Consider the following 26624-nt stretch of genomic DNA (forward strand, 5'->3'; position numbering starts at 1 on the left):
CTGTATAAAGTTCCTTGAGACCATAATAAAATAAGATATCACATGAGAATAGCATTAGTTGGATACGGTAAAATGGGGAAGATCATTGATGAGATTGCACAGAAGAGAGGTCATGAAATAGTGGCCCGCCTTAAAGAAACTCCAACAGCTGAAAATCTTAATAATCCTGACGTTGCCATCGAATTTTCATTGCCGGAAGCAGCTTATGAGAACATCAAAGCCTGTCTTGAAAATAAAGTACCCGTGATCTGCGGTACTACAGGCTGGCTGGAGAAAAAAGAAGAAATTGAAAAAATTGCTGTAGACAACGATAGTGCATTCTTATACGGTTCTAATTTTAGCTTGGGTGTGAATTTATTTTTTGCCCTCAACGAAAAAGTAGCCGATATCATGAAAAATGTGGATGAATACTCCTGCCAGCTGGAAGAAATTCACCATGTCCACAAAAAAGATGCTCCCAGCGGAACCGCAATTTCCATTGCTGAAGGAATTATCAAAAATAATCCTAAATTTAATGCCTGGAAACTGGAAGAAACCCAAGGACAAGAACTGGGAATCTTTGCCATCCGTGAAGATGAGGTTCCCGGTACCCATAGCGTTTATTATAAAAGTGAAGTTGACGAAATTGAAATAAAACATACAGCCTTCAACAGAAACGGGTTCGCACTCGGAGCTGTAGTCGCTGCAGAATGGATTAAAGACAAAAAAGGAAACTTCACCATGAAAGACGTTTTAGGACTTTAATTTGTAACAAATTCTTTAAATTGCATACCAATAAAAAAATGATGAATAGTAAATTAAAAATAGCAGAACGCTGTAATCATTTATTACTCATCATTTATCATTTATATACTTAGAATAGGCACAAAAAAACTATGAATTATTTTTTAACTTATACAGTATACGTTCTCATTTTGTCTGTACTGATGGGGATTTCCACTTGGAAACTGTTCAAAAAAATGGGGTATAGCCCATTATTGGCATTTATACCTTTCTATAATTACTTCATTATATTAAAAGAAACAAAACACCCGAAATGGTGGGCTATCCTGTCCTATCTTCCGATAGTGGGACCTATTATGATGTCTGTTTTCCATATTTATTTAATGAAAAAATTTGGGAAAACCCTTTTTCAGCATCAATTGCTTACAGTGATCCTGCCATTTATCTATATGGCAACGGTAAACTATTCTAAAGATATAGAAATAGAAGATGAAAATGCCAACGATCTGTTCATGACAGACGAAGATAAAAATGCAAAAAAGAAAGATACTTTCCTAGGATCTATTACTTTTGCAGTGGTTTTTGCAACCATTATTCACGTTTTTGTAACCCAGCCGTTCGGAATTCCTACAGGATCTATGGAAAGAACACTTCTGGTAGGTGATTTCCTTTTCGTGAACAAATGGAGCTATGGATACAGAATGCCAATGCGTCCTGTAGCGATACCATTCCTTCAGGGGACCATTATGGATACAGGACAGAAAGGAAATCCAAAAGATGACCCTAAATCTTATGTTGATGGCATAAAGTTACCTTATACAAGAATTTTCCAGTTCAGTAAGCCTCAGAAAAATGATGTAGTTGTTTTCAACTATCCACGTGATTCTGTACATACAGCGATCGACAGAAAAGATCCATATGTTAAAAGATGTGTGGCTGTTGCCGGTGATACCTTTGAAATGAGGGCCGGAAGACTTTTCGTTAACGGAAAACCGGAAACGGTTTTAGGAGATCAGGAAGTACAGCACAGATATATTGTAAATACCGGAAGCCAGCTTGATATCCCTGCATTATATAACGCCTATGGATTTTTACCTGTACAGGAAATTCAAGGAGAAAAAGGATATATTTACGCTTTCCAGGGACTGACAGATAAAACGGCTCAGGAAATCAAACAGCTTCCACAGGTCATTGATATGAAAGAGGACGTTACAGCAAAAGGAGAAGCTGCAGTATACTACAGAGACGAAGCAAAAACAAAAATAGATACCACACAGTCCATCTTCCCGATTAACAAACCATGGAATCAGGATTGGTACGGACCTTTAAAAATTCCTAAAAAAGGAGATGTGGTGACACTTAACCAGGAAACTCTGCCTGAGTACAGATGGATTATTTCTGAATATGAACATAACAGTCTGGAAAATAAGAATGGGAAGATTTTTATTAATGGTAAAGAAGCGACCCAATACACTATTAAACAGGATTATTATATGATGGTGGGAGATAACAGAGATGCGTCACTCGATGCAAGATTCTTTGGTTTTGTTCCTGAAGAAAATATTGTGGGAAAACCTATGTTTACCTGGATGAGCCTTCAGGGTGCTTTTTCAGACAGCAGCTCTTCTTATCAGGCTCCATTTAAGATTCGTTGGGATAGAATGTTCAAAGCAACAAACACTGGTGAAGCCAACAAAACATCTTACTGGTGGGTTGCTGCAATGATTCTTATTCTTTTCTTTGGATGGGAGTATTTCATGAAACTATTCGGAAAGAAAAAAACGGAAGACGAAGTATAATTTAAACTAAAACTTAAAAATAAAATGAAGTATTTGAAAAAATGCTTCATTTTTGCATCATGAATATGACGAATGTATTATTGCCGGTATTTTATATGCCACCGATTTCATGGTTTTCAGTGTTTTTAAATCCTGAGAACAAGATTATATTTGAACAGTTTGAAAATTTTCCTAAACAGACCTATAGAAACAGAACCAATATCTATGGGGCAAACGGAAAGCTCTCTCTAATAATTCCTATCAATCATAACGGAAAAAGAGAATTTAAAGATATTGAAATCTCTTACAGGGAAGACTGGAGAAATCTGCATTGGAAATCCATTAAGACAGCCTACCAAAGTTCTCCTTATTTTGAATATTATGAAGATAAATTCAGGAAAATATATGAACTGAAAGAGAAATACCTCATCGATTTCAACCTTAAAGGATTAGAAGTCATACAGCAGATTCTTAAAACAGAAAAGGCACAGTCTTTGAATGAAGAATATATCAAAAATCCTGAAAGCATTAATTTTAGAGAGAAATTTTCGGCTAAACATCCTTCAGAATTTCAAATGGACGAATATTATCAGACCTTCTCTGATAAGCTGGGATTTTTGGAAGATTTATCAGTTCTGGATCTTATTTGTAACAAAGGCCCTGAATCTCTGACTTATATAAAAAATATTAAACAATTATAATAACATGAAATCGCCGCTAACAAAATTCTATGAAAATAAAACAATGAAAATGGCGATTGCATATGACTTAAGAAAAAATAATTATCAACATATGAAAAAGGTATTATTAGCTGCTGTTTTTCTGGCAGGCTTTAGTTTCTCATATGCTCAGGAAGCACAGGCTAAGAGCATTGACCCGAAAGAGGATAAAGATCTGATGACTTGGTATCATAAAGATTTTTCTGCAACAAAAGTATATGGAGTAAATACGGCAAACGCATATAAATATTTAGAATCCAAAGGTCTTAAGCCTAAAACTGTTGTTGTAGGAGTTTTAGACAGTGGTGTTCAGGTTGACCATCCGGGCCTTGTAAAAAATGTATGGTCTAATCCTAATGAAGTTCCCGGAAACGGAAAAGATGATGACGGAAACGGATATATTGATGACATACACGGCTGGAATTTTATAGGTGGCAAAAATGGTGACATCGATATAGACAATATGGAAGTAACAAGAGTTGTTGCTAAATATAAACCTGTTTTCGAAAGTGATGATTCTGCAAAAAACAAAGCGAACCAGGCAAAAATGCCCGAAGAGTTTGCTATGTATATGAAGTCTAAAGAGCTGTTCAGCAAAAAAAGCATAGAAGCAAAACAAAACCTGCAGACCTATACTATGATCAACAGTATTATTCCAAACATGGTAAAATTGTTGGGAGGTAAGCCTGTTACTGCAGAAACTTTACAGGGAATTAAACCTCCTACCGATCAGAAAGATGCTATTGCTCTTAATGTTTTAGGTCAGGTTTCTCAAAGCCCTGAATTCAAAGGAAAATCTTCTGCAGAGTTCGAAAAACTAATGAAAGAGCAGATGAAGGAAGCTATCGATCATTTTACTCCACAATCGAAACAATATGATCTGAGCTATGACCCAAGAAAAGAAATCGTTGGAGATAATTACGACGATTATTCTGAGAAAAACTATGGGAATAATGACTATGAGGGACCAGATGCGGAACACGGAACACACGTGGCGGGAATTATTGCCGGCCTTCCTCAAGGAAAAGAAATACAGTATGGTGTAGCCTCCAAAGTAGCTAAGATCATGTCTGTAAGAACCGTTCCAAACGGAGACGAAAGAGATAAAGACGTTGCAAACGCTATCAGATATGCAGTAGATAACGGAGCAAAAGTGTTAAACATGAGTTTCGGAAAACCGGTGTCTCCAGGTAAAAATGTTGTGTGGGATGCCTTCAAATATGCTGAAGATAAGGGTGTTCTTTTAGTAAAAGCAGCGGGTAATGAAAACGAAGATGTAGCCGAACACCTTGCTTTCCCTACCAATTTTAAAAATGTTGCAGATGAAAAACCGTTTGTGAACAACGTGCTGGTTGTGGGAGCAAGTACCAACAGAAATAACGAACTTAGAGCAGATTTCTCTAACTACAATAAGAAAATGGTAAATGTTTTTGCACCGGGTGAAGAAATTTATTCTACAGTTCCTAAAAACGAATACAAATATCTTCAGGGAACCTCTATGGCATCCCCGGTAGTAGCCGGAGCTGCAGCAGTATTACTTGCCTATATGCCTAATCTGAAGCCATACCAGATAATTGAAGCATTGGTAAAAAGCAGTAATCCTAATGCGGATAACAAATTTCCTGAATATTCTCAGGCCGGAGGTGTTATAGATCTTCAAAAGGCCGCAGAATATGCCTATACCAATTTCTACAACGGAAAATCTTCAAGCAGCAATAAGCCTACGAAATCCGTAAAAAAGGCTGTTAAAAAATAGTATATCTTCCTGTATATAAGGAGAAAACATTTAAAGTCCGAAAATTTCGGACTTTTTTTATTTTTATCTTTCAATTTGGCACGGTTTTTTGTAACTTTATAAATAACAAAATAATAAACAACAAAATGAAAAAGTTACTACTTGCAGGGATGATTGGAACATCACTTTTTGCAGTGTCTTGTTCCTCAGTGAAAAAAGCAGAAACATCACAAAACCAGAGAGTCGAATACTTAAAATTAAAAGGCGACTGGCAGATTGTTAGCGTGGACTATGAAAAAGGGTTTAAAATCAAGCCTTTTGACGAAGGTGCAGATGCCCAGTGTTTTGTAGGAAGTCATTGGAGATTAATTCCCAATAACTACACCGGTGCCTATACTTTAAACGGAGGTGGAGCTTGTCCAAGCCTTACACGTCCAATTAAATTTGAAGTAAAAGACGGCAATACTTTCTTGTTTAAAAAAATCGCTGAGGGAACTAAAGCTAAAGAAAATACTGTAGGATACTCTTTAACGATTACTAACCAGTCTACAGATCAGTTTTCACTTGTACAAAGCGTTCCGTTTGATGGAAGCACAGTACAGGTTGTTTACAACTTCCAGAGAACAGGAATGAAATAATTATCAATATAAAAGATTAAAAAAATGAAATTTAATAAAACATATATAGGAGCTCTTTTCTTATCATCAGCATTATTGCTAACAAGCTGTGAAGCTGTTCAGAATTCTAATCATCAGCAGAGAGGTACAGCAGTAGGTGCTGCTTCAGGAGCTGTGATCGGAGGTATTCTGGGAAATAATGTGGGAAGTGGTAAAAACTCGGCATTAGGAGCAGTATTAGGAGGTATTATCGGTGGTGTTGCTGGTAACGTAATCGGTAATAAAATGGATAAGCAGGCTAAGCAGATTAAGGAAACTTTACCTGGAGCTGAAGTAGAAAGAGTAGGTGACGGTATTAAAATTACCATGAACGAAAGCATTGTTAACTTTGCTTTTGACTCTTCAAATTTAACTTCTATTGCTCAGGCCAACCTTGATAAGCTAGCTACAGTTCTTGTAGATAATCCAGATACTAATATCAATATCTACGGTCACACAGACAGCAAAGGTGCAGATGCTTATAACCTTTCTCTTTCTCAAAGAAGAGCAGACGCTGTAAAAGCTTATTTGTCAGGAAAAGGAATTGCTTCCAGCAGAATGTTTACAAAAGGTGAAGGAGAGTCTATGCCGGTAGCTACCAACGATACAGACGAAGGAAGAGCTAAAAACAGAAGAGTGGAGTTTGCCATTACAGCTAACGAGAAAATGATTAATGATGCCAAGCAAGGGCAGTAATTAATTTAATTATATAAATATTTTCGTAAAAGACCGCCTCGGCGGTTTTTTTTGTATTTTTATGGTGTAAATTTTGAAATCACTATTTTTGTAACCGAAATAGCATAAATGAAGAAATACTTTAAACTTCTCCGTGTAGAACAATGGGTGAAAAACCTGTTTGTTTTCGTCCCTCTGTTTTTTTCCGGAAATATTACCAATTTAGACCTACTTAATAAAAGTATTTTTGCATTTATTATTTTTTCCCTTGCAGCAAGTGTTGTCTATATTCTGAATGACTATAATGATATTGAGGCAGACAGAAAGCATCCTGAGAAAAGAAGGCGGCCTCTGGCAAGCGGAGCTGTTTCTAAAGCCAAAGCTTTGGCAATCCTTGCAGCCCTTATGATCGTTGATATTGCTCTTGTGTTTCTTGCAAGGTTTTACTTCCACGAACCCCTATGGAAATTCGCTATAATCATTGGACTTTATATTGCAGTCAATCTTGCCTATACCTTTAAACTTAAGCATGTTCCGATCATTGATATTTTTATTATCGCTTTAGGCTTTGTGCTGAGGGTTTTAGCTGGCGGTTATATTACAGAAATAGGTATTTCCCAGTGGGCGATCTTACTAACTTTTGTCTTGGCATTGGTTTTAGCGATTGGAAAAAGAAGAGGAGAACTTATTAATGCTCAGGTTTCCGGAAAAACAAGGAAAGCACTGGACGGGTATAATGTACAGTTTGCAGATATTGCGCTGTCCATCTCAGTTACATTAGCCATTGTCTGCTATCTCATGTTTACCCTTTCGCCTGAAGTTCAGGCACGGTTTCATGAGAGAGTTTTTTATACTGTCATATTTGTAGTCTTTGCTTTTTTAAGATATCTTCAACAGACATTAGTATATAACAGAACAGAATCTCCTACGAAAATTGTGTACAGAGACCGATATATCCAGATCACTTTAATACTTTGGGTAGCGGCATTCTTAATCCAGATTTATTTTAAAAAATGAAGCCGAATTTCATACAGAAAGTTACAAACTGGGGCAATTTCCCGGTAGTAGAAAAAGAAATGAGATCTGAGGACAGCTTCAAAAAGATAAAAGAATTTGTACTCAATCATAACGAAATTATTGCAAGAGGAAACGGAAGATGCTATGGTGATGCATCTTTGGGAGAAACCATATTTTCTACCAAAAAATTAAATAAATTTATCAGTTTCGACCGTCTTAACGGTATTATAGAATGTGAATCCGGAGTATTGCTGTCAGATGTGCTTGAAATTTCGGTGCCGCAGGGATATTTTCTTTATGTAACTCCTGGCACGAAATTTATTTCAGTGGGAGGAGCTATTGCCTCCGATGTTCATGGTAAAAACCATCATGCGGAAGGCTGTTTTTCAGAATATGTCACCGAATTTAAGCTGATGACGGAAAACGGAAACATCATTACGTGTTCCAGAGAGGAAAACCCAGATAAATTTTGGGCTACTATTGGAGGGATGGGACTTACCGGGATTATTCTTACCGTAAAATTCAAACTTAAAAATATAGAATCTGCCTATATCCGTCAGGAAAGCATAAAAGCAGAGAATCTGGACGAAATCTTCAGACTCTTTGAAGAAAGCGAAAACTGGACGTATACAGTTGCATGGATCGACTGTCTTCAGAAAGGTAAAAATTTAGGAAGAAGCATTTTAATGAGAGGCGAGCACGCTTTTCAGCACGAGCTTCCACAAAATATGGCGAAACAGCCACTAAGACTTAAGAAAAAATTACAGCCCACAGTTCCTTTTTATTTTCCGGGCTTTGTGCTGAATGCATTAACCGTGAAGATCTTCAATCTCCTGTATTACAAAAAACAGGCAAAAAAAGAAGTTAAATCATTCGTTGATTATGAAACATTTTTTTATCCTCTGGATGCTATCAACGATTGGAATAAGATCTACGGAAAAGCCGGCTTCATCCAGTACCAGATGGTGATTCCGAAAGAAACAGGTAAAGAAGGAATGAAAAAGATCCTCGAAACTATTGCAGCAAGTGGGAATGGTTCGTTTCTGGCTGTCTTGAAACTTTTCGGGAAAAACAATCCGGAGGCTTATAATTCATTTCCGTTTGAAGGCTATACGCTGGCCCTTGATTTTAAGGTCAATTCAAAGCTGGAAAAACTTGTTGAGAAATTAGATAATATTGTGCAGCAGTTCGGAGGAAGGATTTATCTTACGAAAGACAGCATGAGCAGATCTTCACTCACGAATTATCTTAAAAACATTCAAAGTTCAAAATTTGTGTCATTACAGCACAAACGAATCATAAACAACAATTCATAATGATAGTTCTGGGAAGTACATCTGAGGTGGCACAGGCTTTTGTTGAAAAGGCCCTGCAGGAAGGGGAGAAATTTGAAAAAATATATCTTTTCACTTCAAACAAAGAAACTACTGAAAGATTCGCGAGGCATATTGATGTAAAGTTTCTGCAGCAGTCCGAAGTAATTGAAATTGATCTGATGAAAGAGATTGATTATAATACATTTGATCATGTCAGTTCAAATGTATTATTTTGTGCTGCAGGATATTTAGGAGATGGGACCGAAGAAGGTCTTTATGATAACAGGAATACAGAAAGGATCATTAACATTAATTATTCAAAGCTGGTTCCCGTTATGAACTACTTTGCACAGAAATTTGAAAGCAGAAGATCAGGAACCATCATCGGGCTGTCATCAGTGGCAGGAGACCGTGGGAGGCAGAGTAATTTCATCTATGGAAGTGCAAAAGCGGCTTTTACAGCGTATCTTAGTGGGCTCCGTAACTATCTTTTTGAGAAAAAAGTACATGTTCTTACCATAAAACCTGGATTTATGGCTACAAAAATGACCGAAGGACTACCTTTGAATCCGAAACTGACCGCAACACCAAAACAGGCTGCAGACTGCATTTACAATGCGTTTAAAAAGCAGAAGAATGTGGCATATGTTTTGCCGATATGGAGTATTATAATGATGATTATCAGGAATATACCTGAATTTATATTTAAAAAATTAAAGCTTTAGTAAAAATGAAAAAATTGTATTGTTTTGATTTTGACGGAACCCTGACGTATAAGGATACCATGTTCATGTATCTTAAATTCTATGATTCTACAAAATTCAGGATGCAATTTTTAAGACACATTCCTCTTTTCATCCTCTTGAAACTGAAGCTTGCCGAGACCGAAAAAGTAAAGAAAAGCTTTATAGGATCTATTCTGAAAGGACAGACACAGGAAAAGATTGAGATGAAGTCCAAACAGTTTTTTGAACAGCATTATCCAAAGATTGTGAGAGAAAATGCTCTTGACTTTATAAAAAATATCGATAGGGATAATACACAGAGTTTATTGGTAACTGCTTCTCTGGATATATGGGTAAAACCTTTTGCTGAAGAACTGAAAATGGAGCTTGTATCCACCCGTGCAGAGTTTAAAAATGGTATTTTTACGGGAAATTTCATTGGCAAAAACTGCAATGGAAAGGAAAAACTTCTAAGAATAAAAGCTGAGATAAGCGACTCTAAATACGATAAAATTATCGCTTTCGGAGATACTTCCGGGGATCGGCAGATGCTGAAATGGGCAAATGAAGGTCATTACCAATTTTTTCACTAATTTTGGATGATAAAAAATGTAAAAATGAAAGGACTGCTTATTTTATGTACTGCAATCATTATGAGCTGTGCAGCTACGCCGTCTCAAAAACCATCAGGAATGCAGAAAAGTACTGAACTGCTTGTTTCCGAGGCACAAGGCGGCACGGACAAGGCCGGATTTAAGATCATTAAGGATGAACAGGAATTCCGTAATGTTATCAAAGGAAGTTTCGGCCTTGTTGAGTTGGGCAAAGAACCATCCATAAACTATCCGAAATTTCCAAAAAACAAAAAAGTGGTTCTGTATAATATGGGTAGCTTCAGATCGGGAAGCCATACGATTGGTACGATTAAAAGTACCACTGTGAAAAACAATATCCTTTATGTGGAGGTTCCCGAAACACCATCAGGCGGAATGGAAATTCAGATGCTTTCAAACCCTTGGTTTATTTTTGCTGTTCCTTCAGATTATCAGTTTACCTCAGTAGAATTAAAATATTCAAAATAAAAATGAACAAAATATATTTAGATAACGCGGCAACAACTCCTCTTTCAGAAGAAGTCATAGATGCCATGGTTAGCACCATGAAAATGAATTTCGGAAATCCTTCTTCTACCCATAGTTTTGGCCAGGAAGCAAAGATCCTTATTGAAAATGTGAGAAGGCAAGTTGCGGATTATCTTCATGTAACTCCTGCAGAGATCATCTTTACTTCTTGCGGAACAGAATCAAACAATATGATCATCAAATCCAGCGTCGAGCACCTTGGAGTGGAAAGGATCATCAGTACTCCGCTGGAACACAAATGTGTTTCTGAGACTATTCTGGATATGAAAAGCAGAAAGGGAGTAGAGGTAAACTATATCCGTCCTAACGAAAAAGGGGATATCGACCTTAATAAACTGGAAGAGCTGTTAAAAGCTTCGGATAAAAAGACCCTGGTAAGCTTAATGCACGCCAACAACGAAATAGGAAATATTGCAGATATCAAAAAGATCGCTGAGCTCTGCAAAGCCAATAATGCGCTTTTCCACTCAGATACGGTACAGACAATGGCGCATATGAATCTGGACTTTTCAGATATCATGGTGGATTTTGCTTCATGCAGTGCCCACAAATTCCATGGACCGAAAGGAGTAGGTTTTGCTTTTATCAGGAAAGCGACCGGAATGCGGGGAATTATTACAGGAGGACCTCAGGAAAGAAGCTTAAGAGCCGGAACAGAGAATGTAAGCGGTATTGTAGGCCTTGGCAAAGCCTTGGAGCTTTCTTTGAAGCATATGGAAGAATATACCAATCATATGCAGGAGATTAAAGATTATGCAATAGAAAGGCTTTCTGCTGTAATTCCGGGGATTAAATTCAATGGAAGAAGCGCAGAGAAGGAAAATAGTCTTTACACGGTTTTAAGTGCTTTACTTCCATATAAAAACCCTTTAATTGGACTTCAGCTCGATATGAAAGGAATTGCTATTTCTCAGGGCAGTGCCTGCTCTTCGGGAGCATCAAAGCCTTCTATGGTCATGATGATGGTCCTTACTGAAGATGAGATGGATCATTGTACGCCATTACGTATTTCATTCAGCCATATGACGACAAAAGCAGAGATAGATGCGCTGGTAGAAGCTTTGAAAGATATTTCAAAAGACTTTGCTATAGAAAAAACAAATGTTGAGCATAGATAGTCTTATTGCTTAAAAAGCGTAATTTTGAATATCCAATTAAGGATAGAAATAGAAATATAATATTAATTTAAATAAAAGAAACAAAATGGCTTTAGAAATTACGGACAGCTCATTTCAGGACACAGTTTTAAAATCAGATAAGCCGGTATTGGTAGACTTCTGGGCTGTATGGTGTGGACCATGCAGAACTTTAGGACCAATCATCGAAGAAGTAGCATCAGATTTTGAAGGAAAAGCAGTGGTAGGAAAAGTTGATGTAGACAACAACCAGGAAATTTCAATGCAGTATGGCATCAGAAATATCCCTACAGTTCTGATTTTTAAGAACGGTGAAGTGGTTGATAAATTAGTAGGTGTGACTCCAAAAGAAGTAATCGCTGAAAAATTAAGCGCACACTTGTAAAAAAATAACTTTGATAATGAATGCCTTCCGTTTTCGGGAGGCTTTTTTTTAACAAATAATTTGCAGGGAATGAAAAAAGGTGTAATTTTGCAATCACAAAAAAGAAACAACGTTCTTTACAACAACAGAAAATGATCCGGTAGTTCAGCTGGTTAGAATGCCGCCCTGTCACGGCGGAGGTCGCGGGTTCGAGTCCCGTCCGGATCGCAAAAGTTTTATAATTTACTTTAAAAAAATTAGATCCGGTAGTTCAGCTGGTTAGAATGCCGCCCTGTCACGGCGGAGGTCGCGGGTTCGAGTCCCGTCCGGATCGCAGAAGTTTTGTCAATTTCTTTAAAAAAATTGATCCGGTAGTTCAGCTGGTTAGAATGCCGCCCTGTCACGGCGGAGGTCGCGGGTTCGAGTCCCGTCCGGATCGCAAGATCTTTTAAAATCCCTTCAATTATTTGAAGGGATTTTTTCTTGTATGAATTTTATTGGTATAAGAAAAACTATTTTACGAAACAATATACTCTACAATAGCTTCACAGTGTATTTTCGTAGTATCAAAAACAGGAATTGCAAAATCATCCTGGCTGATCAGCAGCGGGATTTCCGTGCAGCCGAGAATAATACATTCTGCACCACAGCTGATAAGGTCTTCTACAATGGAAATATAATTGGTCTTGGTTTCAGGATTAATAAATCCTACTCCCAGTTCTTCCTTGACAGTATGCTGAATATAATCTCTTGTTTCCTGGTTTTCCGGGATCAGTACTTCAAGTCCGTATTCCTGAAGTTTATTTTTGTAAAAATCCATTTCCATGGTAAATTTTGTTCCCAACAGTCCGACCTTTGTAAATCCGGCTTTACGTATTGCTTTTGCCGTTTCTGTCCCAATATGGAGAATGGGCAGTTGTACGGTATCCTGAAGCTCGTCTGCAAATAAGTGGGCTGTATTTGCACATAGAACAATGCTGTCTGCTCCGGTGTTTTTAAGATGTTCACAGGCTTTCCGTAATAATTCAAAGGAATTGGTCCATCCTTTTGCCTGAATGTCTCCGAAATTTAAGGAATATATCATACATTCGGCAGCATTCAGCCCTCCCAGTCTGGCATTGACTCCTTCATTGATGAATTTATAATAGTCCAACGTAGATACCCAGCTAATTCCGCCTACCAAGCCTATTTTTTTCATAAGATTCTGTTGTTTGTAATTGAAAACAAATCTAGATAAAAGTTTTCAATGTATCCCGCATATCGGTTGGATATTAATGACTTTAAGAATGGGTACAGACATTGAAAAATTTATTTTTTATCCCTATTTTTGTTAGATAACCCATCAAGCTCAAAATATGATTATAGAGAATAGCAATCGACAGGATATTGAAGAGATTTTCAGGCTATATCGTTTGGCAACTGATTTCCAAAGAACAAAAAATATTGTTCTGTGGCCGGAATTTGAAAGAAGTCTGATAGAAACTGAAATTGATGAAAAAAGACAATGGAAGATTGTAATAAATAATGAAATAGCCTGTATTTGGGCAGTTGCTTTCAGTGACCCGCAGATTTGGGCAGAAAAAAATGCTGATCCGGCTATGTATATTCATCGTATTGCTACCAATCCGGAATTTAGAGGCCGGAATATGGTTTCTGAAATTGTGAGCTGGGCAAAAAAATATTCGAAAGAGCATAATAAACAGTTCATAAGGATGGATACGGTTGGAGAGAATACTCCTCTGATCAATCATTATAAAAAATGCGGATTTGCTTTTCTTGGATTGGTACAACTTAAAGATACTGATGGCCTTCCCGGGCATTATCATAACGCTGAACTCAGTTTGTTTGAAATTGATTTATCAGGCACAAATTAACATATTCCATGTCGCAAAGAAAATGTATTTAAAGATATTACCCTGATAGTGTCCGTAAATTTCATAATAACGAATATGAGATCCTCCAAAAAATATATAGAAACAACGCTTTATTCTTAAATCAAAGATGAAAACCAACCGGATACAGATTATTTTCTGAGTGTAACCGTCAAAAATATAATCGCTGAAGCTCTTATTTATGCTAAAACCAATAAGCTATTGTAAATAATATACTTTAATACCGTTTTTTTACGGTATTTTTTATAATGTCTTTTGGGATTCAAATTAAGGTCTGATATTTGCAATGGGTAACCCAACTAAATGACCTGTTTTATTTATGAAAAACATATCTGTGAAAAAATCATTTTTATATGCTCTTTTTTGTGCTGCAATGCTGATTTCTTGTAAGAAAGAAATTGAAAAAATAAGCGATACTTTTAAAGATACGGTTTCTTCGTCAGAAACTTCTGCTGTAGAAAAAGATTCCATTAAGAAAGATTCTGTTGTAAAAAAAGAATCTGTACCGCCGGCAATGCAGGAAAACGGTTTTTATAATGCCCTTGTACTTCCCAAAGATAAAAAACTAAGAGATTCCATTTATGCAGAATTCAGTAAAAAATACAGTGAGAAGGAGCGTTATGCGATTCTTGCATTAAACAGACTTGATTCTAAAAATAGATGGAATGCCGATACGTTGGTCGTTCCTGCAAAAATAGACACGACACTTATGGAATATTCACCTTTTCCAATGCAGCTTGATATACTGAGCGGGGTGAAAAAATTCGTCATCTTTTCCTATCCAATACAGGCTTACGGTGTTTATTCCAATGGTAGCCTTGTCAAATGGGGCCCAACAAGTATGGGAAAAAAAGCTGCGCAGACAACACGTGGACTTACTTTTGCCAACTGGAAAAAGAAACTTTCGATTTCAACGGTAAGCAGTGAGTGGAAGCTTCCTTATAATTTTAATATTCACAATGTCGGAGGTATTGGATGGCACCAGTATGATCTTCCCGGTTATCCGGCATCGCATTCATGCTTACGTTTATTGATGAAAGATGCCCAGTGGCTGTATTCTTATGCAGATACCTGGATTCTGAATCCCGGAGGTGCCACAACCAAAGCAAAAGGAACACCTGTAATGGTATTCGGAGATTACAAATGGGGTGGCAGAAAGCCGTGGAGAAAGCTTCTGGATGATCCCAATGCCAATAATATTTCAGTGGAAGAAATGACTAAGCTATTGGAGCCTCATATTGATAAAATGATCAAGGAACAGGACAACAGAGAAAAAGTATCAGATTCCATTAAAACAGCTAAAGCTATGGCAGCTCCAATCCAGGAAGAAAAACCTGCAGAAGTTCCTGCTAACTGATTTTCTTTTCAAACTGTGAAGTAGATTCTTCCGCAAACCTTCTAAGCTTAAGCATTTCTTCTTTGCCTTTGTATTGCCCGAATCTGGCAGCTGCATAGGTAAGAAAGATGCAGAACAACATAACAAATGAAGCGCTCAGGGCCCACGGGAACTCAGCGCTTTTTATCTGATTCTCCACGTAATACATTGTAAAGAAAGTCATCCACAGGATAGAAAAGAAAAAATAGAGGAACATAAAGAAAGTCCATACAGCAGAGCTGGGGCCGAATACTCCTCGTATGACAGTTTCGTCATCTTCAATTTCTATCCGTAAAGACAGCCTGGGTTTCCAGTAATTGTCATATTCAGTTTCAACGCAGATCGTGGCCATTTCCTTGTTGATATTTCCGGAAAATTCATCCTTATGGTCGGCAAGATACTTTTTCAGATTTTCCGCATATTCTTCTTTGGTAAGATGCGTAAACATCTTGAATCTTGGACGGGTTCTTATTTTATCTATTGTGCTTTCTTCGGTTTTCATATTTTAATCTTGATAGGGTATTGGGTCTTCTAACACAAAGCTAAATGTCATTTCCTTATTTTTTCTCTGAATCACCATTGTGATATTTTTTCCTTCATCAGATTTCATCAGCTCCATAATCTTTTCCATGGTCATATCGGAAGTCCGGCTTCCGTTGATCGTGATTATACGGTCATCTTTTTTGAGCCCTGCTATAAATGCCGGTGAATCTTTTCTTACTCCAGCAACGGAAAAAATAGGTTTCAATGTAAACTTATACTGAAAATTATTGACCACGGAAATCTCACTGCTTGCTTCCGATATTTTTTTTGGTTCTATTTTTACCCGGTCTTCCTGCCATTCCAATCCGTCCTGCTTAAAATCCAGTCCGCTCATATTGAAATGAAAAGGCTCATCAAAATTCCTGTTTTTTCTAAGATACAATTTCTCACCTTTATAATCGAAAACGACAGAAAATCTACGCATTATTTCAGCCCCGACGGATCCCTTTCTATCCTTTACAAGATTAACATGCTGAATAGAATACTCGTCAGGCATTGCTGTGAGCGGTTTTTCAAATTTAAAATCTCCGAGATAGAAATTATGGATACGGCTTCTTTTACCGTAAATATCTCCATTGAAGCCACGGCCCAGATAATCATCAATGTTGGGTCTGTTGTACACAAAATCTTTAATAAGGGTAGGGAATAGCCAAATAGCATCACTGTTACCGAGATCTATCAGCAGTTTTGAGCTTTTCTTTTCCCTGGTCATTTCTATATCAGCATTAATGTAAGGTTTGTCCTTTTCCACACTCATAGGAAACTCATCAAACTTTCGGACTTTCTTTTTGAATGCATCTGTATCCTGATAGACCGTTATTTTTTTGGTTGTATAATCTATCAAAATAGGATTATTCTTAAAAAAATGATACCCGATTACTCCGTTCACAGGAATTCCTATATGAGGTGAAATATTGAATTCTTCATCGATGACAATATACAGAAGCATAGAAGAATTGATGATGTTATCACCTATTTTTGCAATATTACGATCAGATTTAAGACCGTCTATACTTACATTTCCTCCAAGCCCTGAAAATTTGATCTTTTCAATATTCTGCAGCCTGATCTCTTTATTGTCCAGGCTGAAAAGAATGGTTTCCGCAACTCCGGTATCAAGCATAAAGGTAAGCTCTGCACCATTAACATTGATGGGAATGAAGATAAGGTTATTGATAAGCTTAAAAGGAATAACCGCTTTTTTAACTTTAACCAGTTCAAAAGTATTCTGTGCACTTATAAAAATGCTTAAGAATAATGTCAGTAAAGAAAGCAGAAGTTTCATTTACTGAATTTACTGAAATTATCCTTACTATCTATAAAAAAACATTCCAAAAACAGGAATGTTTATATAAACTTCAAGGAAGAAGTAATATTAGTTGAAGAAAAATGAAATGGGTTGAGTTTTATTTTGAGAAAAAATCCATCAGGTCCATATAGTTCTTCTGATTCACACCATGTCCGCTCATATATTCTCTGAACGTAAAATAACAGCTCAGGTCATACAGAAGGTCTGCCGCTTTTCTTCCCCATTCCATTGGGATAACAGCATCATCTGTTCCGTGAGATACGAAGAAACGGAGTCTTTCCAGCCTCTTTTTGTCTTTTACGATGCCATCCAGAAGCTTTTCCTCAGGATAGCTGCTTAAACATGCCACATAATTGAAAAGATCAGGGTGCTTTAAAGCTAAAGCGTAACAAAGTATTCCGCCCTGGCTGAATCCGCACAAATGTACCTTACCTTCAATAAGTCCGTAATGATTCACAATTTTCAGAATATTTTCTAGCACTGCATTTAAAGATTCCTTGGCCTGGGAAATGTCAATGAAGTTTTCAGGATTGTTAAAATCAATATCAAACCAGGAATATCCTTCAAACTGGGTATCTCTGGGTGCCCTGAAGCTTACAATAAGCCAGTCGGCGGGAAGAGTTTCCCTGAAACTGAAAAGATCCTGCTCATTGCTGCCATAGCCATGAAGCATGAAAAGGACGGTAGTATTTGAGGTGATATGTTCCGGTTCTCTTACTATATAATCTAAATTCATACAGCAAATATAATTAATAAATCATATTGTAAATCTAAAATACAAACCTGGTTTTTATACTTAATAATTTAGGGAAGCACACACTCAAATATAGGCTGCTGCTGTAATTGTGCTTTTTTATTGATTTGATATTATTTAGAAAACTTTATTGGAAATTTTTCATAAAAGTTATTTTTATATTAATAAAAAACTTATATTTGAAACATTAAAAATCTATTTGGAGAAATGAAGCAATTTTACAAATCAAAAAGTTTACTTAGACTTTCTTTTTTATTCGTTTTATTATTTTCGGTAATTACTGTGGTGAATTCTTGTAAAAAGGATAACGACGAAGAAGAATTCGCAGATCATGTTGTTCAGTTTGAAGTGAAAACAACTACCGGAGGAGTTATCAGAGCTATCGTAACACAGGTAGGAACATCTAAAACTGATATTTTCGATCCTGTAGGAACTGTCTGGACAAGTGGCGAATTTTTTGTGAATTCCAGCCAGGCACAGTTAAACCTTGATGCGAAAGCCGATCTTCCGGATGCCGATTCAGAATTGGTCATTAATCTTTGGATAGACGGCGAGATCGTAAGAACCGATAAGAAAAAAGGAGCAGGGCCTATGGTAGCTTCTATTGATTACAGCTTCTTAGAATTATAGAATAACTTACTTATATATAAAAAAACCGCTTTTATAAAAGCGGTTTTTTATTTACTGTTTTCAATCATATTGTGTTGGATAGCCCGGTTGATCAGTTCGGTGGAATTTTTTACCTGGAACTTCTGTAACAAATTTTTACGGTGGGTATCTACGGTAAGCGGGCTCAGAAAAAGCTCATCTGCAATAATAATACTGGTTTTACCTTCAGCTACCATCTGTAGAATCTGTTTTTCCCTTTTTGTCAGTCTTGGCACCTGTAAATCGCTTTGAGAAGGTTTGCTGATAATTTGCTTAGTCTCATTGCAGAAAACAATATTTCCGGAATAGGCACCCTGAATGCATACCACCAATTCATCTATAGAAGTGTTTTTAAGAATATAACCGCTGGCACCGTTTTGTATAGACTGCATGATAATACTTCTTTCAGAGCGGTTACTGAACATAATTACTGAAGTATCCGGTGATATTTTTTTTATTTCCCGGCAAAGCTCTGTGCCATTGGCATCAGGTAGGGTGATATCCAGAAGAATAATATCCACTTTATGGTTCATGATAAAATGAATGATCTCCGAGCCCGAAGTAAAACTTTCGGAAACAGTGAACCCAAGCTGGCTGTTGAGCATCATTTTTAACCCTTCTATAACAATGGGATGGTCGTCTACAATGACAATATTTATTTTTCTATTCTCCATCTGTGTTAAGTTCAATATTAATCGTTGTCCCCTGGTTGTCAGAACTTACTTCCATTTTACCTTTCAGGTAATTCACTCGGTTTTTTAAATTTCTGAGCCCCATACTTTTCGTTGTCTGTTCAATTTTTTTATCAAACCCCTTTCCATTGTCTTCAATGGTAATCATAAAGCGTTCTGCGGACTGGGAGCACTGAAGGAGAATGCTGCTGGCCTCAGCGTGTTTCAGTGCATTTGCTAATAACTCCTGTACGATTCTGTAAATATTGAGCTGAATATTTAAAGGTAGATTTTTTTCAATATTAATGGCTTGAAAATCAATATCTAAATCCTTTCTGGAGTAAAATTCACATAGATCATTTAAAGCTGTTTCCAGGCCGAAATTAAGAAGAGATTCAGGCATCAAATTTCTTGCTATGTGGCGGAGTTCACCTACAGATTGGTCCAATTGCCCCAAAATCGTATAAAAGTCTTTATCTTTTTCAGGATGTAAATGGCTGGATGACCAGGTGGAAAAATTAATCTTAACGCCGGCAAGCATTCCGCCTAAGCCATCGTGGAGGTCTCTGGCAATACGCTCTCTTTCCCTTTCTTCACCATCAAGAATAGCTTTGGTAAGAGACAGTTCTTCCTTCTGTTTAATGTCGTTTATTTTTTGTTCAGAGATTTTTTTATTCTTTCTGAACAGGATAAAAAGGAAGATCAACAGACTTAACGCCAGCAATAAGATAAGGCTCAGTCCCCATAAATAGGAGTTCTTCTTATTCATTTCCAGATCTTTCTGATTCTTTTCAGCATTCAGGGTCGCTATTTTTCTTTCTTTTTCAGCAGTATTAAATTTTGCTTCAATTTTGTTAATCTCAAGTCTTACATTTTCACTGCTCAGGCTGTCATTGAGTTTAGAATATCTCTGCTCCCACATCAAAGCTTCTTTAGCATTTCCCATTTCTTCATTCAATGCTGAAAGTTGTTTATAGATGGTTTTTCTATTATTAAGATCAAGGGCGAGGGATTTTTCTGTTAAAATATCTTCCAGAACATTTTTAGCTTCCTCATATCTCTTTAGTTTCTTTAAAATGTCATACTTGTTAAAATAGAACATTTGTCCCTGAAGATTCTGATTAAACTTTTTGGTATAATAAAGTCCTTTTTCAATAATGGGTAATGCCTCTGAATTTTGCTGTTTCGTAATAAAATAAAGCGTTTTACCATAATAAAAAAACGAGTTGGATGACGATTCAGGATAAGGCATAATTAACTTTTCAGCTTTGTCCAGAAACTTTTTGGCTTCATTCCCTTTGGCCTGATAGCAGTAATTGCTTGCGGAATTCAGGTAGGTATAAAATAATTCGGCAGAACCCGGATAATCTTTTTCAAGAATTTCTAAAGCTTTATTATTGTAGTTACCAGCCTTTTCAAACTGGGCATTGTACGTGAGGATGATCGCAAGTTGGGTATACGCAAATCCTAAATTTCTGCTATTTCCATGTTTTTTAATCAATGGAATGCATTTTTCAACGATGGTCTTCACTAAAAAGGGGTAGCCTTCCTTATCTTTTTGGGTCACCCCATAGCTATACCAGGCTAAAGACTGATAGAAATCAGATTCCCTTGTTTTTAATTCTGATAATGCCTTAATGGCCTTTTGATAGGAACGGGCTGCCTTTTCTTTATTCCGGTCAAGATTGTATTGTCCTTCGTAGTAATCATATTTAGCTGTAAGAAAAACATCATTTTTAATGAATGCTTTCCCGTTTGTCAGGTATTTTTTACTTAAAAGAGAATCACTGTTTCTGTAATAATTTGATAAAAGAAAATATGCTGTTGCTTTTGAAGTATTTGCTGCCGTCTTTGTAATATTCTGTAAGCTGTCTAAATAAGATTTCTCATCAAGAGGGATAACCTGTGCCTGTAAAGTAAAAGACAATAATAAGCTTAATAGAATAAGTAATCTCTTCATTGGATCTGTATAATTTTTTTAAAACTGCTCAATTTAATTAAAAATTTCAGCAAATAAAATACCTGATTTTAGGTAGAAAAAATTACACCTTTTTTAGGATTGATAAAGTTTGGCGACTCTAATAGCTTTGCAGGTATCAAATCACTGATCATAGAATATTAAATAAATAATTAAAAATTTAAACAAAAGATTATGAAAAGAATGAAAATGAGCCAGCTGCTTAAAGGTACGTTTGTAGTATTGCTGACAACCATGTTGATTGGGTTTGCAACATCTTGTAGTAGCGACGATGACGATGACAACGGTCCGGCAAAAAGCAGCCATAAAGTTGTTTTTAAAGCTATAGCTTCTTCAGGAAGTGATATTGAAGTAGCAGTATATGGAATTGATGGCAATCCAACCACAGCTTCAAGTCTTAGCGGAACAACATGGACAAGTCCGGAGGTTACATCAGAAGCAGGAGCTTATAATGCCAATGTTGCTGTAAGTGCAATCGGAGCAGATGCTTCTTCTACGTTGAAGGTTCAGATCTGGGTAGATGGCGAGCTGAAAAAAGAAGGAGCTTCAAGCGGACAGTATTTATCGGCTTCTGCAAGTTATGTATTCTAAAACTAATAACTTTCATGAATAAAACCGGCGCTGAGATCACTCTCAGCGCCGGTCTTTTGTATTTTATAGATAGTGAATTAAATAACCTTCACAATAAAGTAGCTTTTTTTACCCTTTTGAAGCAGTAAAAATTTACTATCGATAAGATCACTTTCATTGGCGGTATAAGTATCGTTTACCTTTTCTTTGTTGACGGAAATTGCATTTCCTTTGATCTCCCTTTGAGCTTCACTTTTAGACTTTAAAAATCCTGATTTTTCAGAAAGAAGATCAACAATACTAATTCCCAGGACATCAGCTTTGGCAACTTCTTTTTGTGGTACACCGTCAAAAACCTCAAGGAAAGTTTCTTCATCCAGGCTTACCAGATCTTCAGCTGTAGAGCGCCCGAACAGAATTTCTGAAGCTTTTACTGCCTTTTCATATTCTTCTCTGCCGTGTACCCATACCGTTACTTCCTCAGCCAGTCTCTTTTGAAGTTTTCTTTCATGTGGAGCTGTTTTGTGCTCTTCAATTAAGGCTTCAATTTCTTCTTTTCCAATGAATGTGTAGAATTTAATGAATCTTTCAGCATCTTCATCGGTGGCATTCAGCCAGAACTGGTAGAATTTGTACGGGGATGTCTTCTTTTTATCCAGCCAGTAATTTTCTCCGCTTTCAGACTTTCCGAATTTAGAACCGTCGGCTTTAGTAATCAAAGGAACCGTTAATGCAAATGCTTCACCCTGGGCCTTTCTGCGGATCAGTTCAGTACCTGTAGTGATATTTCCCCACTGATCAGAACCTCCCATCTGAAGCTTTACATTATTATTTTGGTACAGATGAAGGAAATCATATCCCTGGATTAGCTGGTAAGTGAATTCCGTAAAACTCATCCCGTCTGCACCGCTTTCCCCAGAAAATCTCTTTTTCACAGAATCTTTAGCCATCATATAATTAACGGTGATGTTCTTCCCTACGTTTTTAGCAAAATCAAGGAAAGAAATATTCTTCATCCAGTCATAATTGTTGACTAATTCAGCCTTGTTAGGACCATTTCCGTCAAAATCCAAAAACCTTGAAAGTTGGTTCTTTAAACAGTCTACATAATGAAGAAGAGTGGCTTCATCCAGCAGGTTTCTCTCGGCAGATTTTCCTGAGGGATCTCCGATCATTCCTGTAGCACCACCTACCAAAGCAATCGGTTTGTGTCCGTGCTGCTGGAAATGTGCCAAAATTTTGATCTGGATAAGACTTCCGATATGCAAAGAATCAGCAGTCGGGTCGAAACCAATATATGCAGTAGTTACCTCTTTATTCAGTTGCTCATCGGTTCCTGGCATCATATCGGCAAAAAGACCACGCCATTTTAGTTCTTCTATAAAGGAATTCATCTATAATTTTCTTTAAAATTTTACGATGCAAAGATAGTAAATTCAGGAGTATAGAGAAGAGATGTCAGAAGGTAAAAAAATCAAAGGATAAAAAGGCCTGTCTGCACCTTTGTGTTTTCACTTAAAAAAATTATATTTGTTAATAATGAACGAAGAACAGCTATTTCTGCTTATTCAAAAGGCAAAAGAAAAGGACCAGAAGGCCCAGACCAAGCTCATCAATATTTTTTGGGTGGATGTTTTCTCTTTTGTCATGAAAAAAGTAAAAGATGAAAATGATGCAGATGAGATTACGGTGAATGTTTTTTCCAAAGTGCTGTCGAAACTGGATATGTACGATCCGCATTTTCAGTTTAAGACCTGGGTATTAACTATTGCCCAGAATACAGTCATTGATTTCTGGCGGAAAAGAAGCCGCGAAAACCAGGATCCTACCGAAAACCTGGATGAGGTTAAAAACCAGTTTGCAAAATCTCCGGAAGAGCTGATGATCTCCAATGAAGAGCAGAAAAAGATCATCAAAACCATCGAATCGCTGGATGCCAATTACCAGGATATTATTAAACTACGTTTTTTTGAAGAAAAAAGCATCAAGGAAATTGCAGAAGAGCTTGGAATTTCCGTCGCCAATACTAAAGTAAGGGTGATGCGTGCTAAGAAAGTCCTTGCCGAGCTGCTAAAAAATAATGAATTTGATGATAATTAAATGGTTAAGTAAGATAATCAGTTTCATTCAGTCTTAAAAGCAAAGCTTACCTTAATAATCTTAAAGGCTTAATAGAATCTTAATGATTCAAAATTTTCACAAATAAACTTCCTCTTTTGTCTTAGGAAGAACAATTTTCCTCGGCTCCTTCTGATTCCTGTTTTGCAGATCTATTTTCAATCCTTTTTTAATATAGGTTTCCTGCTTGGATTTACCATATTCAGAAGTGTTTTCAACTTCTTTTTTATAATTGAGCTGCCCTGTGGAAAGATTAAAGTCTATGTCTGCCCAATAATCTCCGGGTCTGCCATACGTTGAAGAATGGCCGATCAGTTCAAAATGGCCGTTTTGAAACCTGTATTTATCCGTGTAGCTCCATTTCCAGCTGCTACCGCCTGCATGGGTGATATTCAGGATTCCTTTTTCAATAGTTGTTTCCTGGTAGGGATCGCCCATCATCCCTCCGCCGGCACTTTCAAGAATGGCATTCCTTGATTTACTCAGGATCATCCATGTTCCGCCACTTTTTTTCTGAATCTGGATCTCACGGATTTTACCCAGTTCACCTTCATCTGCTGTAGTATAAATAACCACTCTTTCAGGAATTTTATCACCATCCAGATCGCCTTCCACAGTATCAATGATTTCTGAACCTGCCGGCTGAAGTTCTTTCTGGGCAAAGCAAAATGTACTGATAATAAGGGATAGGGTAAAAAAGATCTTCTTCATAATTTAATTTTGATGGTTTAAAATTACTAAATTATATGTTTCATCAATGTTTGTCTTTGATTGTTTCGATAAAAAAATCACTAACTTTGAAGCTCAATTTGAGAAATAAATGGAGAATTTAGTTCAAGATACTACCGTTCAAAAACCAAAGTGGATCCGCGTAAAACTTCCTACCGGAAAGAATTACAGAGAGCTTAGGACTTTGGTCGACAAATATAAATTAAATACCATATGCCAGAGCGGAAGCTGTCCGAATATGGGTGAATGCTGGGGAGAAGGAACGGCAACGTTCATGATCTTAGGAAATATCTGTACAAGAAGCTGCGGATTCTGTGGTGTAAAAACAGGAAAACCACTTGATGTTAATTGGGATGAGCCTGAAAAAGTGGCCCGTTCTATTAAATTAATGAAGATCAAGCATGCTGTTCTTACCTCTGTGGACCGTGATGACTTAAAAGATATGGGGTCCATCCTTTGGGCTGAGACTGTAAATGCGGTAAGAAGAATTTCTCCGGGAACGACGATGGAAACTCTTATTCCGGATTTTCAAGGACTTACCAAACATATTGACAGGTTGGTAGATGTGGCTCCTGAAGTGATCTCTCACAATATGGAAACCGTAAAACGTCTGACAAGAGAGGTAAGGATCCAGGCTAAATATGAAAGAAGCTTAGAAGTTCTGAGATACCTAAAAGAAGCTGGCCAGAGAAGAACAAAAACCGGGGTAATGCTTGGTTTGGGTGAAACTAAAGATGAGGTTTTCCAGACCATTGAGGATATCAGAAATGCCAATGTAGATGTAATCACACTTGGACAGTATCTTCAGCCTACTAAAAAACATCTGCCGGTAAAAAGATTCATTACGCCGGAAGAGTTTGATGAATTGGGAGATTTTGCAAGAAGCTTAGGTTTCAGACACGTAGAAAGCTCACCGTTGGTAAGAAGTTCCTACCATGCTGAAAAACATATTCACTAATAATATAACCGCTTCAATTGGAGCGGTTTTTTTATTTTAAACACTTAATATTTTGAGTAATGAACTCGGTGATGAGAGATATCTCTTAAATTAAAAAATTGATCACTTTCCTCCTGACAAAATCTGTCGGATCATATTCCCCTCCAAGGAAGGGGTGGCAAAAATTCAAAGAATTTTTGACGGGGTGGTAAAAAAAATAATCAATTCCGAACCTCAATATTCTTCAAATGCTTTTTCCTGAACTCTGAAGGGGTTTCACCCGTATGCTGCTTGAAAAGTTTATTAAAATAGGATAGGCTCTCGAAACCTACCTGAAAACAAACCTCCGTCACAGAATAATCTTTAAGCAGAAATATCTTAGCCTGATTGATCCTGTAATTATTAACAAAATCCGTGAACGTCATATTGGTCTGCTTTTTAAAATAGCGGCAGAAAGCAGGCGTACTAAGGCTTACAATCTTTGCAATTTCGTTGACATTAGGCTTCTTATCATAATTTCCATGGATGTAATCGTAGATGGTTCCCATTCTGATCTTGTCATTCAGGAACCATTTTATCCTGGTGTCTTCCTTATTCAGTTCTCTTACTTCATCTGAGGCGGCGAGAATCTGCAGAATTTCAATTAATCCTATCAGAGAATCAAAAGAGTTTTTATCCTTGATTTCATGAAGTTTTTCGACAACCTGCTTTTTTGTTTCTCCTGAAAATGAAAGTCCTAAATAAGACTTTTCCAGGAGCTTTTTAATGTTTTCAAACTCAGGAACGGGAACAATAATATCCTGAAGAAAATTCTCCCGCATCTGAAGCACTAATTGTCTGCATTCCGTCTGGATACCATAATCAAAATTAAGATGAGGAACATTGGATCCTATCAGAAGCAGATCGCTTTCTGTAAAAACAGAAATATCCCGGCCTACATGCCGGATTCCGTTGATGGCTTCTACATAAACAAGCTCTATTTCCGGGTGATGATGCCAGAAAAAACAGTTCTTTAAAGACGGTGAAAAAAGCTTGAAAGACTTTCCGTTTTCAAACTCTATGACTTCTTTCTGGATCTTCATTCTGTTCTGATTTGATTGATTCTGATTTTAAA

At 37.0% G+C, this 26624-nt stretch carries 28 protein-coding genes and 3 tRNA genes; 22 read left to right on the top strand and 9 right to left on the bottom strand.

The window, feature by feature from the left end; genetic code table 11:
- Positions 1 to 42 precede the first annotated feature (42 nt).
- The 16 genes from dapB to LC418_RS07085 all read left to right on the top strand — a co-directional run bounded on the left by dapB (position 43) and on the right by LC418_RS07085 (position 12425).
- Positions 43 to 744: a 4-hydroxy-tetrahydrodipicolinate reductase gene (gene dapB / locus LC418_RS07010; protein WP_223558582.1), complete on the top strand. Its 702-nt coding sequence runs from the start codon at positions 43 to 45 to the stop codon at positions 742 to 744.
- Between the two features lie 131 nt (positions 745 to 875).
- Entirely contained in the window at positions 876 to 2522 is a 1647-nt protein-coding gene (gene lepB, locus LC418_RS07015; RefSeq protein ID WP_223558583.1) for a signal peptidase I, read from the top strand.
- Positions 2523 to 2581: 59 nt separating this feature from the next.
- Positions 2582 to 3202, top strand: coding sequence for a WbqC family protein (locus LC418_RS07020; protein ID WP_223558885.1), 621 nt, complete (start codon positions 2582 to 2584; stop codon positions 3200 to 3202).
- A gap of 91 nt (positions 3203 to 3293) precedes the next feature.
- Positions 3294 to 4976: a S8 family serine peptidase gene (locus tag LC418_RS07025; RefSeq protein WP_111956231.1), complete on the top strand. Its 1683-nt coding sequence runs from the start codon at positions 3294 to 3296 to the stop codon at positions 4974 to 4976.
- A 125-nt stretch (positions 4977 to 5101) separates the two neighbouring features.
- Positions 5102 to 5593, top strand: coding sequence for a lipocalin family protein (locus LC418_RS07030; protein WP_111955974.1), 492 nt, complete (start codon positions 5102 to 5104; stop codon positions 5591 to 5593).
- A 24-nt stretch (positions 5594 to 5617) separates the two neighbouring features.
- Complete coding sequence (locus LC418_RS07035; RefSeq protein WP_111955976.1) at positions 5618 to 6307, top strand: YiaD family glycine zipper/OmpA-like lipoprotein; 690 nt, start codon at positions 5618 to 5620, stop codon at positions 6305 to 6307.
- A gap of 108 nt (positions 6308 to 6415) precedes the next feature.
- Complete coding sequence (locus LC418_RS07040) at positions 6416 to 7303, top strand: decaprenyl-phosphate phosphoribosyltransferase (RefSeq protein WP_223558584.1); 888 nt, start codon at positions 6416 to 6418, stop codon at positions 7301 to 7303.
- A complete protein-coding gene (locus LC418_RS07045) occupies positions 7300 to 8619 on the top strand; it encodes an FAD-binding oxidoreductase (RefSeq protein ID WP_223558585.1) in 1320 nt (439 codons plus the stop codon). Before LC418_RS07040 ends, LC418_RS07045 begins: the two co-directional genes overlap by 4 nt.
- Positions 8619 to 9344 (top strand): SDR family NAD(P)-dependent oxidoreductase, encoded by a 726-nt coding sequence (locus tag LC418_RS07050; RefSeq protein WP_111955982.1) that lies wholly within the window; start codon positions 8619 to 8621, stop codon positions 9342 to 9344. The genes LC418_RS07045 and LC418_RS07050 overlap by 1 nt, the downstream gene beginning before the upstream one ends.
- Positions 9345 to 9349: 5 nt before the next feature.
- Positions 9350 to 9937: an HAD family hydrolase gene (locus LC418_RS07055; protein WP_111955984.1), complete on the top strand. Its 588-nt coding sequence runs from the start codon at positions 9350 to 9352 to the stop codon at positions 9935 to 9937.
- A 24-nt stretch (positions 9938 to 9961) separates the two neighbouring features.
- Entirely contained in the window at positions 9962 to 10426 is a 465-nt protein-coding gene (locus LC418_RS07060) for a hypothetical protein (protein WP_223558586.1), read from the top strand.
- Between the two features lie 2 nt (positions 10427 to 10428).
- Positions 10429 to 11604, top strand: coding sequence for a cysteine desulfurase family protein (locus LC418_RS07065; RefSeq protein WP_111955986.1), 1176 nt, complete (start codon positions 10429 to 10431; stop codon positions 11602 to 11604).
- Between the two features lie 85 nt (positions 11605 to 11689).
- The gene (trxA, locus tag LC418_RS07070; RefSeq protein WP_047099031.1) at positions 11690 to 12007 is read left to right on the top strand and encodes a thioredoxin; all 318 of its coding nucleotides are present in this window, start codon (positions 11690 to 11692) and stop codon (positions 12005 to 12007) included.
- A gap of 133 nt (positions 12008 to 12140) precedes the next feature.
- A tRNA-Asp gene (locus LC418_RS07075) sits at positions 12141 to 12214 on the top strand.
- A gap of 32 nt (positions 12215 to 12246) precedes the next feature.
- Positions 12247 to 12320: transfer RNA gene (locus LC418_RS07080), tRNA-Asp, on the top strand.
- A 31-nt stretch (positions 12321 to 12351) separates the two neighbouring features.
- Positions 12352 to 12425: transfer RNA gene (locus LC418_RS07085), tRNA-Asp, on the top strand.
- A gap of 78 nt (positions 12426 to 12503) precedes the next feature.
- On the opposite strand, the gene LC418_RS07090 is transcribed toward LC418_RS07085, so the two are convergent.
- Positions 12504 to 13184 (bottom strand): aspartate/glutamate racemase family protein, encoded by a 681-nt coding sequence (locus LC418_RS07090; RefSeq protein WP_223558587.1) that lies wholly within the window; start codon positions 13182 to 13184, stop codon positions 12504 to 12506.
- 157 nt (positions 13185 to 13341) lie between these two features.
- Between LC418_RS07090 and LC418_RS07095 the strand changes: the two genes are divergently transcribed.
- On the top strand, positions 13342 to 13860 hold the full coding sequence (locus LC418_RS07095; RefSeq protein ID WP_111955990.1) for a GNAT family N-acetyltransferase: 519 nt from the start codon (positions 13342 to 13344) through the stop codon (positions 13858 to 13860).
- A 352-nt stretch (positions 13861 to 14212) separates the two neighbouring features.
- On the top strand, positions 14213 to 15235 hold the full coding sequence (locus LC418_RS07100; RefSeq protein WP_223558588.1) for a L,D-transpeptidase: 1023 nt from the start codon (positions 14213 to 14215) through the stop codon (positions 15233 to 15235).
- Here the strand turns inward: LC418_RS07100 and LC418_RS07105 are convergent.
- The 3 genes from LC418_RS07105 to LC418_RS07115 all read right to left on the bottom strand — a co-directional run bounded on the left by LC418_RS07105 (position 15228) and on the right by LC418_RS07115 (position 17841).
- Complete coding sequence (locus tag LC418_RS07105; protein WP_111955994.1) at positions 15228 to 15755, bottom strand: hypothetical protein; 528 nt, start codon at positions 15753 to 15755, stop codon at positions 15228 to 15230. The genes LC418_RS07100 and LC418_RS07105 overlap by 8 nt on opposite strands.
- A gap of 3 nt (positions 15756 to 15758) precedes the next feature.
- The gene (locus LC418_RS07110; protein WP_111955996.1) at positions 15759 to 17081 is read right to left on the bottom strand and encodes a PDZ domain-containing protein; all 1323 of its coding nucleotides are present in this window, start codon (positions 17079 to 17081) and stop codon (positions 15759 to 15761) included.
- A 121-nt stretch (positions 17082 to 17202) separates the two neighbouring features.
- Positions 17203 to 17841: an alpha/beta hydrolase gene (locus LC418_RS07115; protein ID WP_223558589.1), complete on the bottom strand. Its 639-nt coding sequence runs from the start codon at positions 17839 to 17841 to the stop codon at positions 17203 to 17205.
- Positions 17842 to 18066: 225 nt separating this feature from the next.
- Here LC418_RS07115 and LC418_RS07120 point away from each other — a divergent pair, with 225 nt between their 5' ends.
- The gene (locus tag LC418_RS07120) at positions 18067 to 18489 is read left to right on the top strand and encodes a hypothetical protein (RefSeq protein ID WP_111956000.1); all 423 of its coding nucleotides are present in this window, start codon (positions 18067 to 18069) and stop codon (positions 18487 to 18489) included.
- A gap of 47 nt (positions 18490 to 18536) precedes the next feature.
- Here LC418_RS07120 and LC418_RS07125 read toward each other — a convergent pair whose 3' ends face one another.
- The gene (locus tag LC418_RS07125; protein WP_223558590.1) at positions 18537 to 19181 is read right to left on the bottom strand and encodes a response regulator transcription factor; all 645 of its coding nucleotides are present in this window, start codon (positions 19179 to 19181) and stop codon (positions 18537 to 18539) included.
- Positions 19171 to 21138 carry a tetratricopeptide repeat-containing sensor histidine kinase gene (locus tag LC418_RS07130; RefSeq protein WP_223558591.1) on the bottom strand — a complete coding sequence of 656 codons (1968 nt, stop codon included), beginning with the start codon at positions 21136 to 21138 and terminating at the stop codon, positions 19171 to 19173. The genes LC418_RS07125 and LC418_RS07130 overlap by 11 nt, the downstream gene beginning before the upstream one ends.
- A 192-nt stretch (positions 21139 to 21330) precedes the next feature.
- Between LC418_RS07130 and LC418_RS07135 the strand changes: the two genes are divergently transcribed.
- A complete protein-coding gene (locus LC418_RS07135) occupies positions 21331 to 21747 on the top strand; it encodes a hypothetical protein (protein ID WP_223558592.1) in 417 nt (138 codons plus the stop codon).
- A gap of 77 nt (positions 21748 to 21824) precedes the next feature.
- On the opposite strand, the gene tyrS is transcribed toward LC418_RS07135, so the two are convergent.
- Positions 21825 to 23120 carry a tyrosine--tRNA ligase gene (gene tyrS / locus LC418_RS07140; protein ID WP_223558593.1) on the bottom strand — a complete coding sequence of 432 codons (1296 nt, stop codon included), beginning with the start codon at positions 23118 to 23120 and terminating at the stop codon, positions 21825 to 21827.
- 145 nt (positions 23121 to 23265) lie between these two features.
- Here tyrS and LC418_RS07145 point away from each other — a divergent pair, with 145 nt between their 5' ends.
- Positions 23266 to 23826, top strand: a complete 561-nt coding sequence (locus tag LC418_RS07145) for an RNA polymerase sigma factor (protein ID WP_111956010.1) — start codon at positions 23266 to 23268, stop codon at positions 23824 to 23826.
- Between the two features lie 96 nt (positions 23827 to 23922).
- Here LC418_RS07145 and LC418_RS07150 read toward each other — a convergent pair whose 3' ends face one another.
- A complete protein-coding gene (locus tag LC418_RS07150; RefSeq protein ID WP_223558594.1) occupies positions 23923 to 24555 on the bottom strand; it encodes a hypothetical protein in 633 nt (210 codons plus the stop codon).
- A 109-nt stretch (positions 24556 to 24664) separates the two neighbouring features.
- Between LC418_RS07150 and lipA the strand changes: the two genes are divergently transcribed.
- Positions 24665 to 25531 carry a lipoyl synthase gene (gene lipA, locus LC418_RS07155; protein WP_223558595.1) on the top strand — a complete coding sequence of 289 codons (867 nt, stop codon included), beginning with the start codon at positions 24665 to 24667 and terminating at the stop codon, positions 25529 to 25531.
- A gap of 200 nt (positions 25532 to 25731) precedes the next feature.
- On the opposite strand, the gene LC418_RS07160 is transcribed toward lipA, so the two are convergent.
- The gene (locus tag LC418_RS07160) at positions 25732 to 26592 is read right to left on the bottom strand and encodes an AraC family transcriptional regulator (RefSeq protein WP_223558596.1); all 861 of its coding nucleotides are present in this window, start codon (positions 26590 to 26592) and stop codon (positions 25732 to 25734) included.
- Positions 26593 to 26624: the final 32 nt, after the last annotated feature.

Origin of the sequence: Chryseobacterium lathyri (genome assembly GCF_019970085.1) — a bacterium.
GTDB lineage: Bacteria > Bacteroidota > Bacteroidia > Flavobacteriales > Weeksellaceae > Chryseobacterium > Chryseobacterium lathyri.

What these genes read in the sequence shown, in the direction of transcription:
- dapB (WP_223558582.1), top strand. Translation starts at nt 43, where the DNA reads ATGAGAATAGCATTAGTTGGATACGGTAAAATGGGGAAGATCATTGAT.
- lepB (WP_223558583.1), top strand. Translation starts at nt 876, where the DNA reads ATGAATTATTTTTTAACTTATACAGTATACGTTCTCATTTTGTCTGTA.
- LC418_RS07020 (WP_223558885.1), top strand. Translation starts at nt 2,582, where the DNA reads ATGAATATGACGAATGTATTATTGCCGGTATTTTATATGCCACCGATT.
- LC418_RS07025 (WP_111956231.1), top strand. Translation starts at nt 3,294, where the DNA reads ATGAAAAAGGTATTATTAGCTGCTGTTTTTCTGGCAGGCTTTAGTTTC.
- LC418_RS07030 (WP_111955974.1), top strand. Translation starts at nt 5,102, where the DNA reads ATGAAAAAGTTACTACTTGCAGGGATGATTGGAACATCACTTTTTGCA.
- LC418_RS07035 (WP_111955976.1), top strand. Translation starts at nt 5,618, where the DNA reads ATGAAATTTAATAAAACATATATAGGAGCTCTTTTCTTATCATCAGCA.
- LC418_RS07040 (WP_223558584.1), top strand. Translation starts at nt 6,416, where the DNA reads ATGAAGAAATACTTTAAACTTCTCCGTGTAGAACAATGGGTGAAAAAC.
- LC418_RS07045 (WP_223558585.1), top strand. Translation starts at nt 7,300, where the DNA reads ATGAAGCCGAATTTCATACAGAAAGTTACAAACTGGGGCAATTTCCCG.
- LC418_RS07050 (WP_111955982.1), top strand. Translation starts at nt 8,619, where the DNA reads ATGATAGTTCTGGGAAGTACATCTGAGGTGGCACAGGCTTTTGTTGAA.
- LC418_RS07055 (WP_111955984.1), top strand. Translation starts at nt 9,350, where the DNA reads ATGAAAAAATTGTATTGTTTTGATTTTGACGGAACCCTGACGTATAAG.
- LC418_RS07060 (WP_223558586.1), top strand. Translation starts at nt 9,962, where the DNA reads ATGAAAGGACTGCTTATTTTATGTACTGCAATCATTATGAGCTGTGCA.
- LC418_RS07065 (WP_111955986.1), top strand. Translation starts at nt 10,429, where the DNA reads ATGAACAAAATATATTTAGATAACGCGGCAACAACTCCTCTTTCAGAA.
- trxA (WP_047099031.1), top strand. Translation starts at nt 11,690, where the DNA reads ATGGCTTTAGAAATTACGGACAGCTCATTTCAGGACACAGTTTTAAAA.
- LC418_RS07090 (WP_223558587.1), bottom strand. Translation starts at nt 13,184, where the DNA reads ATGAAAAAAATAGGCTTGGTAGGCGGAATTAGCTGGGTATCTACGTTG.
- LC418_RS07095 (WP_111955990.1), top strand. Translation starts at nt 13,342, where the DNA reads ATGATTATAGAGAATAGCAATCGACAGGATATTGAAGAGATTTTCAGG.
- LC418_RS07105 (WP_111955994.1), bottom strand. Translation starts at nt 15,755, where the DNA reads ATGAAAACCGAAGAAAGCACAATAGATAAAATAAGAACCCGTCCAAGA.
- LC418_RS07110 (WP_111955996.1), bottom strand. Translation starts at nt 17,081, where the DNA reads ATGAAACTTCTGCTTTCTTTACTGACATTATTCTTAAGCATTTTTATA.
- LC418_RS07115 (WP_223558589.1), bottom strand. Translation starts at nt 17,841, where the DNA reads ATGAATTTAGATTATATAGTAAGAGAACCGGAACATATCACCTCAAAT.
- LC418_RS07120 (WP_111956000.1), top strand. Translation starts at nt 18,067, where the DNA reads ATGAAGCAATTTTACAAATCAAAAAGTTTACTTAGACTTTCTTTTTTA.
- LC418_RS07125 (WP_223558590.1), bottom strand. Translation starts at nt 19,181, where the DNA reads ATGGAGAATAGAAAAATAAATATTGTCATTGTAGACGACCATCCCATT.
- LC418_RS07130 (WP_223558591.1), bottom strand. Translation starts at nt 21,138, where the DNA reads ATGAAGAGATTACTTATTCTATTAAGCTTATTATTGTCTTTTACTTTA.
- LC418_RS07135 (WP_223558592.1), top strand. Translation starts at nt 21,331, where the DNA reads ATGAAAAGAATGAAAATGAGCCAGCTGCTTAAAGGTACGTTTGTAGTA.
- tyrS (WP_223558593.1), bottom strand. Translation starts at nt 23,120, where the DNA reads ATGAATTCCTTTATAGAAGAACTAAAATGGCGTGGTCTTTTTGCCGAT.
- LC418_RS07145 (WP_111956010.1), top strand. Translation starts at nt 23,266, where the DNA reads ATGAACGAAGAACAGCTATTTCTGCTTATTCAAAAGGCAAAAGAAAAG.
- LC418_RS07150 (WP_223558594.1), bottom strand. Translation starts at nt 24,555, where the DNA reads ATGAAGAAGATCTTTTTTACCCTATCCCTTATTATCAGTACATTTTGC.
- lipA (WP_223558595.1), top strand. Translation starts at nt 24,665, where the DNA reads ATGGAGAATTTAGTTCAAGATACTACCGTTCAAAAACCAAAGTGGATC.
- LC418_RS07160 (WP_223558596.1), bottom strand. Translation starts at nt 26,592, where the DNA reads ATGAAGATCCAGAAAGAAGTCATAGAGTTTGAAAACGGAAAGTCTTTC.